The organism is Paenibacillus sp. FSL R5-0341, assembly GCF_037975235.1.
Taxonomy (GTDB): Bacteria; Bacillota; Bacilli; order Paenibacillales; family Paenibacillaceae; genus Paenibacillus; species Paenibacillus amylolyticus_A.
Map to the genome: position 1 here is coordinate 4,891,769 of NZ_CP150241.1, position 14,710 is coordinate 4,906,478.

The following is a 14,710-nucleotide window of genomic DNA, read 5'->3' on the forward strand; positions in this document are numbered from 1 at the left end:
CCATGGACAATCTATGGGCCTTTTGGTTTGGTTAACATCTCTGGCTTAAGCTAATATCCAGTAGTGACAATGTCTCATTTTCCAACATGGAGGAAGCTATCATCATGAAGTCTTCAGCCCCAATTTCAAAGTGACCTTTACGAAATGGAAACCCCCAATTGCGATTCCTGCGTGTAAAACCGAGTTGGTCTAACAACGTTGCGATCTTTACTTCACGACACGGAAAATAACGGAGATCTCGGCGAAAGGGTATAAAGAATTCCGACATCTGATATTGGTATATCCTGTCGTCGATAATTTGACCAATAGCGGTAAACGCCTGAAGTGGCTGCCCCGTTGATATGTCTGTGCGTGGAGAATAGTATATCAGCCAATCACCCGCGGACATCTGTCGCAACATTGCTGACTTGCCATGGCATAGCTGCGCAAACCCTCCCTCTACGGCTACATTCACATGAGAACCAGATACAACGCCAATCCAATATCTAGTGTCCTGATTTGGTTTCATTGATACCCCCCTTTCCCTTCTCTCGTTTATATTTCCAGATTTGATATCAATCGATCCAATTGTAAAAAATGATGTCTGTAGTGCATCTCTATTAACAAAAACCACTCCTGAGCGTTTAGAGCGCCAAGCCTTGGATGATATATTTTGTTGTTTACCGATGCTTGGTATACAAGAGGTTCTGTACTTCTCATCCGTTCCACGACCATGTGAAGACCATCGATTAACGAATCCTTGCTCTCGGGTGGTTGCGGGGTGTACTGAGGGGAAGCAGGAACCTTTACGGGAATAGGAGGGAATTGTCCTAATTTAAACACTTGCCTACCCAGTTCTGTTTTTTCCTCATCCGAGTTTAATGTTGAATCCCCGCTGCTCAAACACTTCTCAACATTATGCAGATGCAAGAAAAGCGCTGATTGAATCAAATGTACATACATCTGTCCAATGGACCATTCCTCTTCACTTTGTTTTTCAAGTAAGCTATCCATATCCAATTTGTTCAGTTCTGCCAAATAGCGTTCTACTGTCGTTTCCAATGATTTCAATACTTCAGTTGTACTTCTCATCCTGCAACCCACTCCTCTTAATCTGTGATATATCAAAATATAAAAAAACACTACTGACAGGTGTATGTCAGTAGTGTTTTAAGATGTTTTTGGCTACTTCCTGCATTCGAAAGCGTAAAGACTCCGGCTCCAAGACCTCGATATCTCCACCCCAACCAAGTAAATAATGCAAGATTTCCTCCGGGTAGCGGACACGAAAATGAAAAATCACACCTTCCTCTTGATCCTCAAATGCATCCATATAAAAATGAAGGGCCTCCATAATTTTGTCAGCAATTTCAGGTTTAGCCCTGATTAATATATGTTCGTTACGGTCGTCAGGAGGTCGATAACTGTTTAGATCAAAATCCGGCGGCAAAAGGAATTGATCCTCCAGCATAGAAAGTTCAGTCATGCGTGACAAACGAAAATGACGGATGTCTTGTCGCATATCACAACGTGCAATTAACATCCAATTCTCCTGAACCAGTGAGAGGCCATAGGGTGAAACCTCACGCATGTTATACCGATTCCCATCCGTTCCTGGCATTTTTTTCAGATACATAAAGCTGATTTTACGTTGATCCAGAATGGCATTACGTATCTGGTTAAGGTATGTTTTCACCCGTGCTCGGGTTAAAGGTTCAACCGTATGAAGCAGTCGCATCGTTTCCCGAACACGAGTTGATTCATTACGAACGGATTCTGGTAAGATCGCTTCAATTTTTCGTTGAGCCGACTTAGCCTCCATCGCGTATTCTGTATCCATTCTCTGTTCGATAAAATCAGCTCCCATGAGCAGGGATACGGCTTCTTCTGCGGTGAAGCTTACCGGGGGCAGAAAATATCCTTCCATGAGGGAATACCCCTGACCCGGAGCTCCCATGATCGGAACACCAGCCTCACTTAATGCCTGAATATCTCGATATATCGTACGTACACTTGTCTCAAATTGAGCTGCCAAATCTTCTGCTCGTAGCATCTTTCTTCGCTGCAATTCAAGCGTAATCGCAAGCTGTCGCTCCGTTTTGTTCATTTTCTAAGCCCCCACCGTTTCATCATCCGAACCTAAATCATTCTATCACAGTAACGTGTCTTTTCGTTTCGTGAATTAAAGCTATGGAACGTCTTACATGCCACCCGAAGAAAATCTTTTGTGGACTGGGTAGTGTGTTGTTTGTAAGATCCGACCTATCTCCACTTTATATTTAAACTGGAAAAATACGATACATAAACCGATAATGTTGAAGATGGCTAACAACGCAAAGATCCATATACATTGAAGGAGTTGCACACTTTTGAAAAGATTCTATCTAGGTTTTGGATTAACGATCACCATTATCATTGGACTATTATCAAGCGCTACTCCAACAGAAGCAGCATCGAAGAAAGTAAACTTAAAATTGTCAGATGGAGCGACGTACTATGGTGAAGTTTTAAACGGGAAACCTCATGGTAAAGGAACCGCAAGATGGGGAGAAACCGAAGTTTACTCTGGAGATTGGGTGAGTGGTAAGCGGCAAGGAAAAGGCAAATATACATATACATTAGTTGAAGGTGGAGGTGTCCCCTTTGAGGATTACAATGAATCTAATATGGGCCATGGAACAGGTGAATTCACTACAAAAACCTACACCGGATCATGGATTAATGATACATATCATGGTAAAGGAAAAGAAATTACGCAATGGTTAGAAGTACAGTATCTTACTTCTGATGGTAAGGTTTACCCTATACTTGACAGATACATCAACACCATTAACAATGGAACATTCAATCAGGGCAAGATGACTCAAGGATATTACGCAATTCACTCTTCAGATACTGTCTCACTAGGATATACTGATCACACAACTACGATTGCTCTCAAAAATGATTATTTCAACGAAAAGTTAACCGGGGACAAGGACTTTTTTGACACGATTATCGATTATAAAAAGAAACACGGTTCTTCTGAAAAATATATTGGGATTAAACCATCCGAATTCTCCAAAGGTACATTAACTAATGGCAAATTCACGGGGGTTACGCATCTAATCGATTATAGTAATTCAGTTAGTTATTCTAAACAAGTCATAATGAACGATAACGTATTAAAGGAGAATCACATAACATCTGGCGTATTTCATAAAGATCGTAAGAAGAACATTAATGAATTCCTGCAAGCTATTAAGCCCTACTCAGTCAAAATCAATACCATCTCTGACGAGATTATGTCATTAAAAGACATTAACTATGAGGGAATGATCCCTAGGTAGTGGAGGTCACAAAATGAGCAAAAAGCGATGGATTGTGAGCATAGTCATTTTGATTATCATACTTTTCATGAGCGAATTGATGATGTTGTCCTCAGGAAAGGTTGGAGTTCTCAACATAACGCAGAGAATCATTTCAGGTGCACCTCATGTTATCGTTCAAGGGCAGACACTGTCTTACCAAGGTAAGGTTCATTGGGAGGATATCCAAAGTAGTATCGAAGAATATTCCGCAAGCGATGAAGGAACGGTCTTGTATAAAGCACTAGGCACCCCTGTCCCACCACCTTGGATATATGTGAGAAAAGGAAACCATCAGGGTTTCCGATATAAATTCCCCCAGCTTCCCTGGAAACTATAAATGATCTGGGAACTTCACGAGCGGACATCACCAGATGTCCGCTTTTGCTATGAATTTGTAGTCTACCTCGCTCAATGGTGACATGTCCTATGGTTCAGGTATCAAATACAATCCACACTATTGTTCCTCTCACTTTTCTTCCAATCCGTTAAACTGCCTGAGCATGGCGGTGAAATGCTCCAGTTCCTTATCATCCCATCTGGATATACGGTCATAAAAAGCTGACTCCTTCTCCTTGAGCGCACCAACCGTCGATTGTTGACCAAGTTCCGTAAGAGACAGTAACACCCCGCGCCGATCCTTGGGGTCTTGCTCTTTGCTAACATATCCCGACTTTTCGAGTTGTTTGATTAATCGGCTGACCGAGCTGCGGTCCATTGCATTCGCTTCTGCCAAAGCCGCGGCGCTTGTTGGGCCATAGGAGTAGAGCCACCGTACCAGTTGAAAAGCGGCAGGTTGCAGATTCGCATCAAAACGCTCGGCAGATCGAACGTTAAGCGCATGCGAAGCACTGATCAGTGCATGAATCTGCTCACCCAGCGCTAGCTCCAGGGTTGCTCTATCTTTGGTTTTGACTGGATTTTCACTCATTATTGTTAACTCCCTCTCCCAGATACATGAAAGTAGACTTCTCGAAATATAGTTGACAAATATCAATTAATATTTATAGTTGATTTATGTCCATTATATAATTCCGAATCTATTCGTGTCAAAAGGAGATCTTCTCATGAAAACTAAACATCCCATTATTGTAATTACCGGAGCAACAAGCGGTTTAGGGCAGCTTGCAGCCATGGAACTCGCCAAACGCGGGGCACATCTTATACTCACAGCCCGAAGCAAGGAACGTGCCGAGGCTACCAGGTACAAAATCAAGGAAATCATGCCTTCTGCCAAAATTGAATTTTTCTATGGAGACTTGTCCTTACTGAGTGATGTAAAACGCGTTGGGCTTGAGATTGCAGCCGCTTATCCACGTATAGACGTACTTCTGAACAATGCCGGACTTCATGCTTTTGAACAGAGAGTCACGTCCGAAGGATTTGCCGAGATGATTGCCGTGAATTATTTGGCACCTTGGCTGTTAACGCACACATTGCAATCTTCCCTGTTTCAGGCGGGCCATGCCCGAGTCGTCAATGTTGCATCTGAAGCTTCGCGGAATCATGGCACACTGGTATTGCCAGATGACTTAACGGATATCACTCCTTTTACTGCACGCGGTTCCTCTCCAATCTATGGCAAAACTAAAACCAAACTGCTCAATATTATGTTTACTGGTGAACTAGCCAGACAATGGCGTGGAACCGGAATTCGCGTAAATGCCTTGAATCCTGGCTTTAATGTTACGGGTCTTGGACGAGAGCTATGGTTTGCAAGTGTGCTTGAACGCATTTTAACCTTTTTGCACATTGGCGACCTGCGCCGGGGTGCGGATATCATAACTCGGTTGGCTGTGGATTCGAAGTATGGCGAGGTATCAGGAGGATATTTCAATGTGGGAACTGGAGCATCTATTGTTCCTATACATCCTGGCGGAGATGAGGCCATGCAAAACAGACTGTGGGTGGTTACGACACAATTACTGAAAGAACGTGGTTTGTTGGATTAATAGAAAGCAGAAAAGGGCTGTTCCATAGCCCTTAACATGGCTGGAACAGTCCTCCTTTTTTCAGTAGCTTATATTGTCGCAAACACCTTATCGAATCCAGCTTTTGACTTGGCGAACAACTCACTTGAACCAAGATTCGATGCCGGGGCCAGTACTTCCTGAGCCACCACACCATTGTAGCCAATCGCCTGCAGATTTCTCAGAAATCCACCCAGATCAATGACCCCTTCGCCGGGATACAAACGCTCATAATCCAATAATTCTTCCACAGGCAAGTCATAGGCATCATTGATATGAACATGAACAATCTGCTCTTTCTTCAGCTTCAACAGATCCTCCATCGGTAGACCATTCGTATGCCAGTGATAGGAATCTACGAGCAGGCCAACATTTGGCGCATGGATCGTTTCGATCCAGTCCAGGGTATCCTCCACACGCCAGATAAACGGATTCTTCCATTGCGTCCGCAAGTGATGGCAGCCAACAAACTCCAGCCCTAGCTTAATCCCGTAAGCGTCCAAGATATCTGCGCAGAGTCTCAAGCGTTTCGTAGCCGCTGCCATAAATTGCGCTGCCGGTTGATCCGTTGAGGGTAAAATATACGTGCAACAGCTGTGACAGTCCAGCAAAGCAGAAGCTTCTGCCATAGCGACCAAAGATTGCAACCCCTCACGAAATTGCTCATCTGTCGTCCGCCACTCTACCGTCAGACCCGATGAACCGATGATCACCTGATTGCTTTCCAGCAGGTGTTGCGCCCGTTCTTTGCCATACGTTTCAATCAATGAGAGCGGATTCAAATCTACAGATCCGAATCCGTGCTTGGCCGCATCTATAATATATTGTTCATCAGACTCGATGTTGCCCAGTCCCGCATTCGTTAACCCTCTAATCATCCCAATCTCCTCCTGTGACTCGTCTGGAATTGCAGATTGTCCAACACTTTCTCGTCCCCTTAACCAACACTCTGGCTTGAACAGAGCATAATTTTATAATAACAGGACTCTCTCAAAAAGAAACCATAATGTCCCATTCTTGAGAACACTAGAGCACACCTCTGCAACTTTTGTCCAACTTTCACGTATTAAAATCAACATCTAATTAAGGAAGGGATTGGTAATCTTAAAAATGAACTCCATACCCAAAAAACATGTCCCTACCCTAATTTTTCTGGTATGCGTTGTCGTCGTGTCCTTACTTGTCGGGATATTATCCAGACCCTATTTTACGGAGTCCATATTCTATGTAGATCAGCATAAATACACTTACGATCACGAGCAAGATAATCAAATTACGTATGAGAGTAGTACAGCAGACCCAATTCAGGTCACCGTCAATCAGCAGAAGCGTACGGTCAGCATCGATCAGCAGAACTATGTCATTACCCAAATCGCCTCAACACCTATTGCAACATATAACGTGTCTTATGCTGACGGTCGCAAATATACCGTTGAACAACAATCCGAGCAATTATTAAGCTACGATGAACAAGGAAATATGCTCTCTCCGGTCAACATGTACATCGATGGTCAAAGAGTCATTGAAGATCACGAAGAGTACTATAATCCAGCTACGCTCGTAACTGTTGCATATCCAGAATATCATCACACGCCAGGTACACCTGTTCTCCTATTCATCGCGCTTGCCGGACTCATCTATGGATGGTGCAGCTTCTATTATCCAAGGTTTCAGAAGTTTCAATTCCTGCTCTCCCTCCGCTGGATATGGTTAAAAGATCCCGAACCTAGCGAATTTTATTACGCAATGAGCAAAATTGGCGGTATAGCCTGCATGATCGTAGCGATCTGGGGCGCGTTTCAGGCATTTTAAGATGTTTTGAGTCTGAATTGGCTCAGTGTTAGCACACATCACAAAAACGGTAATCACGTCCAATTCGTGGATGTGACTACCGTTCTTTTTTTGAAGTTGCTCGAACGAATGGTACCAGCATCTATCTCAAGATCATTTTCTAAAAATGTTTTTATCTCACACGCTCTAACGTATATCGATTACGCGGAATCTCAAGACCCAGATTCTCCCTTAGCGTCTCATGCTCATACTCCGTGCGGAACAGCCCTCGTTCTTGCAGAACCGGAACAACCAGCTCCACGAAATCTTCCAAGCCATTGGGCACCACGGTACGAACATTGAATCCGTCTGCCGCTTCGCCTTCAAACCATTCCTGAATCTGATCTGCGATCTGATCCGGTGTACCAATGAACGATGTACGCGGGGTAGACACCAGCAAAGCCACTTGGCGCAGGGTCAGCCCCTGTTCCCGTGCCTGCTGCTTGATCTTGTCTGTTGTACTGCGGAAGCTGTTGCTGCCGATCTCCCCAATCTCGGGGAAAGGTTCATCCAGCGGAAACTGGGAGAAGTCGTAATGATCGAAGTAACGTCCCAGATAATTTAGCGCCTGATCAATACTCACCAGTTCGGCAATTTCCTGATATTTCTGCTCCGCCTCTTCCGCTGTTCTACCCACAATGGGACCGATGCCCGGGAAGATCAGGATATCCGATGCCTGACGTCCATACGCCACCGCTCTTGTCTTCACATCCCGGTAGAACTCCCTTGCTTCCTCCAGCGTCTCATGTCCTGTGTATACGGCATCCGCCGATCGGGCAGCTAGATCTTTACCAGATTCGGATGAGCCCGCCTGGAAAATCACCGGATGACCCTGCTTCGAACGCCCTACATTAAGCGGACCCTGTACCGAGAAGTGCGCTCCTTTGTGATTCAGCGTATGTAACTTGGCAGGATCGAAGAATACGCCCTGTTCCTTGTTTCCGACAAAGGCATCGTCCTCCCAGGAGTCCCATAGACCTTTGACCACATTCAGATGTTCTTCCGCAATTTCGTAGCGCAGCGCATGGTTGGGATGTTCTCCTTTACCAAAGTTCAGTGCCGAGCCTTCCAGAGGTGAAGTGACCACATTCCATCCGGCTCTCCCATCGCTTAACTGATCCAGTGAGGCAAATTGCCGCGCAACCGTGAAGGGTTCACTATAGGAAGTAGATAATGTAGCAACCAGCCCGATATGGGAAGATGCCCCGGCGAGTGCGGATAGAAGCGTCAGAGGTTCGAAGCGATTGAGAAAATGAGGATTGGACTTCTCGTTGATGAAGAGGCCATCTGCAATAAAGAGCAGATCAAACTTCCCTTTTTCAGCGATACGTACCTGCTTCTTGTAGAATTCCAGACTAACACTCGCGTTAATGGGAATATCCGGGTGACGCCAAAAGGAAATGCTGTTCCCCACTCCGTTCAGATTAGCTCCCAATTTCAATTGTCGTTGCGACATATATATTCCTCCCTATGTTGTGGTGATGACACTGCCCAAGCCGCTCCCAGCAATACAATCCCTGTGAATAGAAAAATAAACGGAATGCCGATCCATCCACCGAGAAAACCACCGATTAACGGTCCAAGCACGATACCGAACTGACTCGCCGTCTGACTCAGACTGACAGCCCTCCCACGAAAATCGTGATCAGCATATTTGATGATCAGCGCATTCAGCGCCGGATAAACCGCGGCAAAGAACAGACCGTAAACAAATCGCAGGCTGCCAAAATAAATCAGATTCGTTGCTGTCATTTGCAGCAGACTGCCAATCCCACCGCCGATCAGACCGATGAACAGTGTTTTTTCGTACCCGATCCTTCCACCAATCTTGCCCCATCGCGGCCCCATGATGACGGTTGCCACACCAATCGCCGAGAAGACAATACCTGCACTAAGTGTTGCGCTGCCAACATCTCCACCAATCTGGACCACATAGAGCGTCAGCACCGGTTCGATGATAAGCACGGAGGTTGAGACTAGCAGAATCAAACCGTAGATTCGCATCAAGCCGGGCGTGGAAGCAGCTCTTTTCAAATCCCCTATCATCCTCGTTGGAACGATCGTACGAGCTTGTCGTGACTCCTTAACACCGAGGACCATGAGAGCCGCGAGGAACGTAATGACAGCTGATGCAATGAAGCATCCCCGCAGTCCGATCCAATGACTCAGCACACCACCGGCAAGAGGGCCGAGAATCCCGCCCGCAGCGCTGGCCGTGGAGATCACACCAAGTGCATAACCCACATGTTTCTCCGGAGTATTGGTGCCGATTAGTGTAATCGAGGCAGGATGAAAACCAGCCATGAGTCCCTGAAAGACCCTCACTGCGATAAACGTATATGGATCGTAAACAAAGAAGTTAGCCAGATGCGCAATGCCTAGCCCAACTCCTGAACGGACGAGCATCAGTTTGCTGCCATATTTATCAGCCAGTGATCCCCAGAAGGGTGCGCATAATCCACTGATCAGAAAGCTGATGGAAATGGAAATCCCCGACCAAGCTTCTAAGCCGCTCTGGATACCGAGATCATTTTGCAGGAATATAGGAAAGAACGGAACGGACAGCGAGTACGCCATATGATTGAAAAACAGGCCGAACCACAGAATATATAGATTTCGCTTCCATTGTGGCATCTTGGCATTCTCCATACTATATAATTCCTATATAAAAAGTAGGTTATTATCCATATTAGGGTAACGTCATCGGAAAGTATAATAGAAAAGTTCAATAGACCCATTCAAAAATTAAATGAATGGGTCTGTTATATAACTTGAACTAAAGATTTTACACTGAACACTCCGTTCCTGTGTAAAATCTTTAGTTCAAGTTATATAGATGTACAGTAGAAATTACTGAACTTGAACGGACATGAACACATCGACCTCATCTTCACTGTCCAATATAAATCCAAATCGTTCATACAATCGCCGAGCGGGACTTCCCTGCAATACATTTAAAATAACCTGTTTCCCCTGAACTTCATCCTGTTCTAGCAACATGCTCAGTACCTGCGTTCCTATTCTCTGGCCTTGGTAATCGGGATGTATGTAGAAATGTTCCAATAGATATGCCTCAGACTTGGGCTTCAATGCTACACAACCTACCATGGAACCTTCCACTTCAATAATCCTCGTATGGGAAGGGTCGAACGTATTTCGAAAACGTTCACGTACTTTCACATCATCGTATCTCCCCAGCCTGGTTAGATCATCGTACAGTACTAACGCCCGCAAATCGGCGAGTTGCTCTTGGTCTGCCTGGACAGCTTGACGCATTGTTATATGGTTCTTCATTGGTTAGATTCCTTTCCATTCGAGACGCGTTAGATTTTGAATGTCTTATCGCATAATAGGGATAGGACATTAAAAATCATACCTTTGGCAGCTCACTTGAGCAACATCGGATTTTAGAACGCACTTTTTTTTCAAACATATTAAACTCCTCAAAAAATAAAAAAAGCCCAAAAAGGACGGTGCAGTCTTGCTTATACAAATAAGCGAACGGCAACCGTCCCTTCTGGGATGTAGATTATTTAAGAAAACTATGAAGCATGTGAAGCTTGTGCTGCATGTTGCAATGCTTCCAGACCCAATGCGAGCGCACCACACAGACCTGCATGCTGGCCCAATCCGGGCTGGACGATATATTGGTCAATATGTTGCGTAATTGGGGCTGCATTCACATAACCATTCAGATTCCGTACAACACGCTCCCGGATTAGTCGAAACAGCTGATCTTGCTGCATTACACCACCGCCCAAGATGATCTTCTGCGGCGAATGAAGCAGGATGGCTGTGGTGATCGACTCCGCAATATAAAAGGATTCCATCTCCCACGCCGGATGATCTGCGGGCAGTTCACTGCCGGGACTTTGCCAACGTGCTTCAATGGCTGGTCCTGCAGCCATCCCCTCCAGGCAATCGCCATGGTACGGGCATAATCCGGCAAAGCGATCGTCTGGATGGCGTCTTGTGCGAATATGTCCACCCTCGGGATGTAACAATCCATGTACTCGTTGGCCCCCTGCTACGAGTCCAACACCAACGCCTGTGCCAATCGTGTAATATACACAGTTGTCCAGTCCTTGCGCCGCTCCCCACGTCATTTCACCGAGCGCGGCAGCATTCACATCCGTATCCCATCCAAAAGGAACCGGAAATTCATGCTTCAAGGTTCCAACCACATTACAGTTCTCCCACCCTGGCTTAGGTGTGGTCGTAATATAGCCATAGGTGGGACTATCCGGTTGCAGATCAATCGGACCAAAGGAGCCGATCCCCATCGCTTCCACATCTTTATCCTTGAAATAGTCGATCACCTTGGCAAGAGTTGTCTCTGGATGTTCTGTTGGAAAGCTGATTCGATCTTCAATCTGTCCATGCTCATTCCCTACACCACATACAAACTTCGTTCCGCCCGCTTCTATGGCTCCAATACGCATCGTTCTGCACTCCTTCCCTTCATTACAATTGACCTTTAGCCTTGGTCGGTGAGATCTCATAGATATGAATTGAAGAGAATAGCAGATCCGTATTTTCGGCATGAACAGAGATACCCTTGGAATCCACATCCGGATAGATCAGATCCGTAATAACCGTCTGACCATCATTTGCAAATACCTCCACAGATGAATGATCTACAAAGATACGTAAACTTTGGTTTACATTTACCTCTTTTAACTCAGCTGCATGGCGACCCAGGAAATGTTCATGAAAATCGCCGATACCCGATCGACTACGATCGATATACACTTCACCTCGGTTAGCGTCTACGCCAACGAGCGTTTCGTTGTCAGCTCCGCTTCTTAAGGCAAAATGGAACGACTGATTCGGAGACCACGCTGCATGGATCTCATAGTTCACTAGTTGCAAATCGTTCAACTGCTGCCTCACTTGCTGAATCGAAGCATCCTGTAAGGACAATACTGGCGTACGGGCTTGCTCAAGCTCACGCACAGGACGTTGAATCAGGATAACTTCTCCGGCTCTTGTCTCCAGTGTCAGCTCCCGGGCAATGGTCATGGCTCCACGGTAATCATTGGTCGGCGTCTGATTGGCATACATCCAGTTGCTCATCCACCCCATAAACAGGCGTCTGCCGTCTTCAGCCGGAATGTCGGACCAACTAACTCCAGCGTAGTTATCCCGGCCATGATCAATCCAGCGGATCGTATGGGATGCCTCGTCTGGGATAAATGTACTTCCATCAAAATCTCCCGTAAAATATTGCGTTCTGGAGCCTTCTATAAAAGCAGGATCTGCACCAATGCTAACGAGCATCACCCATTTCTCCTGCCCTGAATCTCCATCCACTGCAAGCGGGAACAGGTCCGGACACTCCCACACGCCATCGTGTGAACCGATCCCTTCGCCAAATTCACTTCCTAGCGTCCAATCCTTCAGATTGGGAGATCGGTACAGACATACCGTTTGACCACAAGCGATAATCATAATCCACTCCTTGGTCTGCTCATGCCAGAACACTTTGGGATCACGGAAATCGACAAAGGACTCATGCTTTAATACCGGATTACCCTCGTATTTAGTCCAGGTTCTGCCGTTGTCTTTACTATACGCCAGACTCTGGGTTTGTATGGCATCATGCTTTTCAACTTCCAGGTGATGGGTGAAAATAGCAACCAACCCCGGCTCATCGTCGAAAAGTCCTGAAGTATTATTCCAGTCCACCACAGCACTGCCCGAGAAGATCATGCCATGTTCATCCGGCGCCAGAGCTACAGGAAGTTCCTCCCAATTGACAAGATCTCGGGTCACCGCGTGACCCCAATGCATCGGTCCCCATGTTGTACCAAACGGATGATGCTGATAGAACAGGTGATACTCCCCATTGAAAAATACCATGCCGTTCGGGTCGTTCATCCATTTCTCTTTCGGTGAGAAATGGTATTCGTTTCTGTAATCTTGTTTAAGAATTGTCGACATTATGGTTTCTCCTCCACACTTTTCTTTATTGGTTATTACGGTCATACCCGGCTTGTTTAATCTGTAGCCATTCTTGCAATCCAAGGCGATCCAGCTCTTTCAAGTAAGCATCCCATTCCTGATCTATTTTCCCGTTCTGATACCACTCCGTACGCAGACGTAACACGTAGGCGAAGAGATCGGTCTCAATCGTGGACAATCGATCCAGTTCATCAATAGAGAAGAACACACTTGGATATACGTTCTCTGCTTTCATATGCGGAACCATAACCTTATCAAGAAGTTCCATACGCCAAGCTGCATCTTCTGGTTTGGTTGTGTATTTATCATAGTAACTGTCGAGAATGGCCAATGGTCCGGCGATACTGGTCTTTTGTCTGAGCTCCACAGGTGCAGATCCTTCCAGTGGAAGATGCTTCAGCATCCCTTTGGCTTCATCGAATTCAAAAATATTCTGCTGACTCTCATCTCCATAGGTACCCCAGTTGTTCTGCACAGATTGGAGCGGATCGTACAATTGGTCTACCCACTTCGCTGTGGATTCCAGGTTTTTATTGCTGCTGGTAATGACCATGCGACCACGATCAAGTCCAATTCCGTTTGTTCTTGTGACATTGACCTCTCCGTTAGGGCCGGCAACCGGAGGCAGAACATCATACGTATCATTCATGCCTGTAATGTTAGCCTTATCCCAAGTGAAGTACATGCCGTACTTGTTGTCCTTGCCTTTTGCCAGATACGTGTTCCAATCCTGCTGGTACGATTCGACATCCACGAGACCTTCCTGAACCAACTCATGAATGTATTTAACCGCTTCCTTGTAACCTTCATCAGCTGCCGTGAAGACCACTTTCCCATCATTGGTTACCACGGTATGATCCCAGTTCTCTCCGAGTCCAAATGCCGCAAAGAGAAATGTCAGATCTTCTCCGCCCGGTTTGTTAATGAAAGATAACGGAATTTCGTCTGCCTTACCGTTGCCGTTTGGATCTTGGGTTTTGAACGCAATCAGCACTTCTTTTAATTCCTCGGTTGTCGTTGGCATCTTCAGTCCGAGCTTGTTCAGCCATTCCACATTAATCCAGGGCAAGTTATCCACTGACTGAATCCGTTGTTTGCCACTTCCGAGTTCTTCAATCCATGGGAATGAATAGATATGGCCGTCTGGAGCCGTGATCATGCTCTTGTATTCGGGAGCTTCCTCCAGCACCTTTTGCAGATTGGGCATATATTGTTCAATCATGTCCTCAAGTGGAATGATTGCCCCGTCCTTCGCCAGTTTCAGGAGATCATAGTCCCCGTAACCTGCATCAAAAATGGCATCCGGCAAATCACCGCTGGCCACCGCCAGATTTCTTTTTTCTGCAAACACATCACTCGTATAGTTCTTCCAGTTGATATGCACATTGGTTTTCTCTTCGAGTCGCTTGTTAATCAGCTTGTCGTTTGGATCAGCGGGAGCCAGCGGAGAGCTCTGTGTTATAAAATTCAATGTCACCTTGCCATCAGGGGATTGCGCCTCACTTGCCGCGCCGCCTCCACCCCCGCCACAGGCGGTTAGAAAGAGCATTGCAGATAACACGGAAATGGACGCCGTTGTAACGGCTTTTCTAGATTTGTTTACTTTTTTCATAATAATGA

14 protein-coding genes are annotated in these 14,710 nt (G+C 45.8%); 3 read left to right on the top strand and 11 right to left on the bottom strand.

Going from position 1 to position 14,710, the window contains the following annotated elements; all coding sequences use genetic code 11:
• Positions 1 to 31 precede the first annotated feature (31 nt).
• The 3 genes from MKX75_RS21935 to MKX75_RS21945 all read right to left on the bottom strand — a co-directional run bounded on the left by MKX75_RS21935 (position 32) and on the right by MKX75_RS21945 (position 2,086).
• Positions 32 to 508 carry an EVE domain-containing protein gene (locus tag MKX75_RS21935; protein ID WP_339166811.1) on the bottom strand — a complete coding sequence of 159 codons (477 nt, stop codon included), beginning with the start codon at positions 506 to 508 and terminating at the stop codon, positions 32 to 34.
• Positions 509 to 534: 26 nt separating this feature from the next.
• Positions 535 to 1,071 carry a DinB family protein gene (locus MKX75_RS21940; protein WP_339166812.1) on the bottom strand — a complete coding sequence of 179 codons (537 nt, stop codon included), beginning with the start codon at positions 1,069 to 1,071 and terminating at the stop codon, positions 535 to 537.
• A gap of 67 nt (positions 1,072 to 1,138) precedes the next feature.
• Positions 1,139 to 2,086: a YafY family protein gene (locus MKX75_RS21945; RefSeq protein WP_339166813.1), complete on the bottom strand. Its 948-nt coding sequence runs from the start codon at positions 2,084 to 2,086 to the stop codon at positions 1,139 to 1,141.
• Between the two features lie 262 nt (positions 2,087 to 2,348).
• On the opposite strand from MKX75_RS21945, the gene MKX75_RS21950 reads away from it, so the two are divergent.
• A complete protein-coding gene (locus tag MKX75_RS21950; protein WP_339166814.1) occupies positions 2,349 to 3,308 on the top strand; it encodes a hypothetical protein in 960 nt (319 codons plus the stop codon).
• 487 nt (positions 3,309 to 3,795) lie between these two features.
• Here MKX75_RS21950 and MKX75_RS21955 read toward each other — a convergent pair whose 3' ends face one another.
• On the bottom strand, positions 3,796 to 4,257 hold the full coding sequence (locus MKX75_RS21955) for a MarR family transcriptional regulator (RefSeq protein WP_339166816.1): 462 nt from the start codon (positions 4,255 to 4,257) through the stop codon (positions 3,796 to 3,798).
• Between the two features lie 136 nt (positions 4,258 to 4,393).
• Here MKX75_RS21955 and MKX75_RS21960 point away from each other — a divergent pair, with 136 nt between their 5' ends.
• Positions 4,394 to 5,278, top strand: coding sequence for an SDR family NAD(P)-dependent oxidoreductase (locus MKX75_RS21960; protein WP_339166817.1), 885 nt, complete (start codon positions 4,394 to 4,396; stop codon positions 5,276 to 5,278).
• A gap of 68 nt (positions 5,279 to 5,346) precedes the next feature.
• Here the strand turns inward: MKX75_RS21960 and MKX75_RS21965 are convergent, their stop codons facing one another.
• On the bottom strand, positions 5,347 to 6,174 hold the full coding sequence (locus MKX75_RS21965) for a sugar phosphate isomerase/epimerase (RefSeq protein ID WP_339166818.1): 828 nt from the start codon (positions 6,172 to 6,174) through the stop codon (positions 5,347 to 5,349).
• Positions 6,175 to 6,406: 232 nt separating this feature from the next.
• Here MKX75_RS21965 and MKX75_RS21970 point away from each other — a divergent pair, with 232 nt between their 5' ends.
• Positions 6,407 to 7,108 carry a DUF6199 family natural product biosynthesis protein gene (locus MKX75_RS21970; RefSeq protein WP_076332797.1) on the top strand — a complete coding sequence of 234 codons (702 nt, stop codon included), beginning with the start codon at positions 6,407 to 6,409 and terminating at the stop codon, positions 7,106 to 7,108.
• Positions 7,109 to 7,259: 151 nt separating this feature from the next.
• Here MKX75_RS21970 and MKX75_RS21975 read toward each other — a convergent pair whose 3' ends face one another.
• The 6 genes from MKX75_RS21975 to MKX75_RS22000 all read right to left on the bottom strand — a co-directional run bounded on the left by MKX75_RS21975 (position 7,260) and on the right by MKX75_RS22000 (position 14,702).
• Positions 7,260 to 8,582, bottom strand: a complete 1,323-nt coding sequence (locus tag MKX75_RS21975) for an LLM class flavin-dependent oxidoreductase (protein WP_339166820.1) — start codon at positions 8,580 to 8,582, stop codon at positions 7,260 to 7,262.
• Positions 8,564 to 9,760 carry an MFS transporter gene (locus tag MKX75_RS21980; protein WP_339166821.1) on the bottom strand — a complete coding sequence of 399 codons (1,197 nt, stop codon included), beginning with the start codon at positions 9,758 to 9,760 and terminating at the stop codon, positions 8,564 to 8,566. The genes MKX75_RS21975 and MKX75_RS21980 overlap by 19 nt, the downstream gene beginning before the upstream one ends.
• A gap of 216 nt (positions 9,761 to 9,976) precedes the next feature.
• Positions 9,977 to 10,420 carry a GNAT family N-acetyltransferase gene (locus tag MKX75_RS21985; RefSeq protein ID WP_082762834.1) on the bottom strand — a complete coding sequence of 148 codons (444 nt, stop codon included), beginning with the start codon at positions 10,418 to 10,420 and terminating at the stop codon, positions 9,977 to 9,979.
• Between the two features lie 248 nt (positions 10,421 to 10,668).
• On the bottom strand, positions 10,669 to 11,568 hold the full coding sequence (locus tag MKX75_RS21990) for an ROK family protein (RefSeq protein ID WP_339166822.1): 900 nt from the start codon (positions 11,566 to 11,568) through the stop codon (positions 10,669 to 10,671).
• Between the two features lie 22 nt (positions 11,569 to 11,590).
• On the bottom strand, positions 11,591 to 13,069 hold the full coding sequence (locus tag MKX75_RS21995) for a glycoside hydrolase family 32 protein (RefSeq protein WP_076332793.1): 1,479 nt from the start codon (positions 13,067 to 13,069) through the stop codon (positions 11,591 to 11,593).
• 25 nt (positions 13,070 to 13,094) lie between these two features.
• On the bottom strand, positions 13,095 to 14,702 hold the full coding sequence (locus MKX75_RS22000; RefSeq protein WP_339166824.1) for an ABC transporter substrate-binding protein: 1,608 nt from the start codon (positions 14,700 to 14,702) through the stop codon (positions 13,095 to 13,097).
• Between the last annotated feature and the right edge of the window lie 8 nt (positions 14,703 to 14,710).

Bases quoted from the DNA above. Each gene is read 5' to 3' on its own strand.
- MKX75_RS21940 (WP_339166812.1), bottom strand. From the start codon at position 1,071: ATGAGAAGTACAACTGAAGTATTGAAATCATTGGAAACGACAGTAGAA.
- MKX75_RS22000 (WP_339166824.1), bottom strand. From the start codon at position 14,702: ATGAAAAAAGTAAACAAATCTAGAAAAGCCGTTACAACGGCGTCCATT.
- MKX75_RS21935 (WP_339166811.1), bottom strand. From the start codon at position 508: ATGAAACCAAATCAGGACACTAGATATTGGATTGGCGTTGTATCTGGT.
- MKX75_RS21985 (WP_082762834.1), bottom strand. From the start codon at position 10,420: ATGAAGAACCATATAACAATGCGTCAAGCTGTCCAGGCAGACCAAGAG.
- MKX75_RS21960 (WP_339166817.1), top strand. From the start codon at position 4,394: ATGAAAACTAAACATCCCATTATTGTAATTACCGGAGCAACAAGCGGT.
- MKX75_RS21945 (WP_339166813.1), bottom strand. From the start codon at position 2,086: ATGAACAAAACGGAGCGACAGCTTGCGATTACGCTTGAATTGCAGCGA.
- MKX75_RS21970 (WP_076332797.1), top strand. From the start codon at position 6,407: ATGAACTCCATACCCAAAAAACATGTCCCTACCCTAATTTTTCTGGTA.
- MKX75_RS21965 (WP_339166818.1), bottom strand. From the start codon at position 6,174: ATGATTAGAGGGTTAACGAATGCGGGACTGGGCAACATCGAGTCTGAT.
- MKX75_RS21990 (WP_339166822.1), bottom strand. From the start codon at position 11,568: ATGCGTATTGGAGCCATAGAAGCGGGCGGAACGAAGTTTGTATGTGGT.
- MKX75_RS21955 (WP_339166816.1), bottom strand. From the start codon at position 4,257: ATGAGTGAAAATCCAGTCAAAACCAAAGATAGAGCAACCCTGGAGCTA.
- MKX75_RS21995 (WP_076332793.1), bottom strand. From the start codon at position 13,069: ATGTCGACAATTCTTAAACAAGATTACAGAAACGAATACCATTTCTCA.
- MKX75_RS21975 (WP_339166820.1), bottom strand. From the start codon at position 8,582: ATGTCGCAACGACAATTGAAATTGGGAGCTAATCTGAACGGAGTGGGG.
- MKX75_RS21980 (WP_339166821.1), bottom strand. From the start codon at position 9,760: ATGCCACAATGGAAGCGAAATCTATATATTCTGTGGTTCGGCCTGTTT.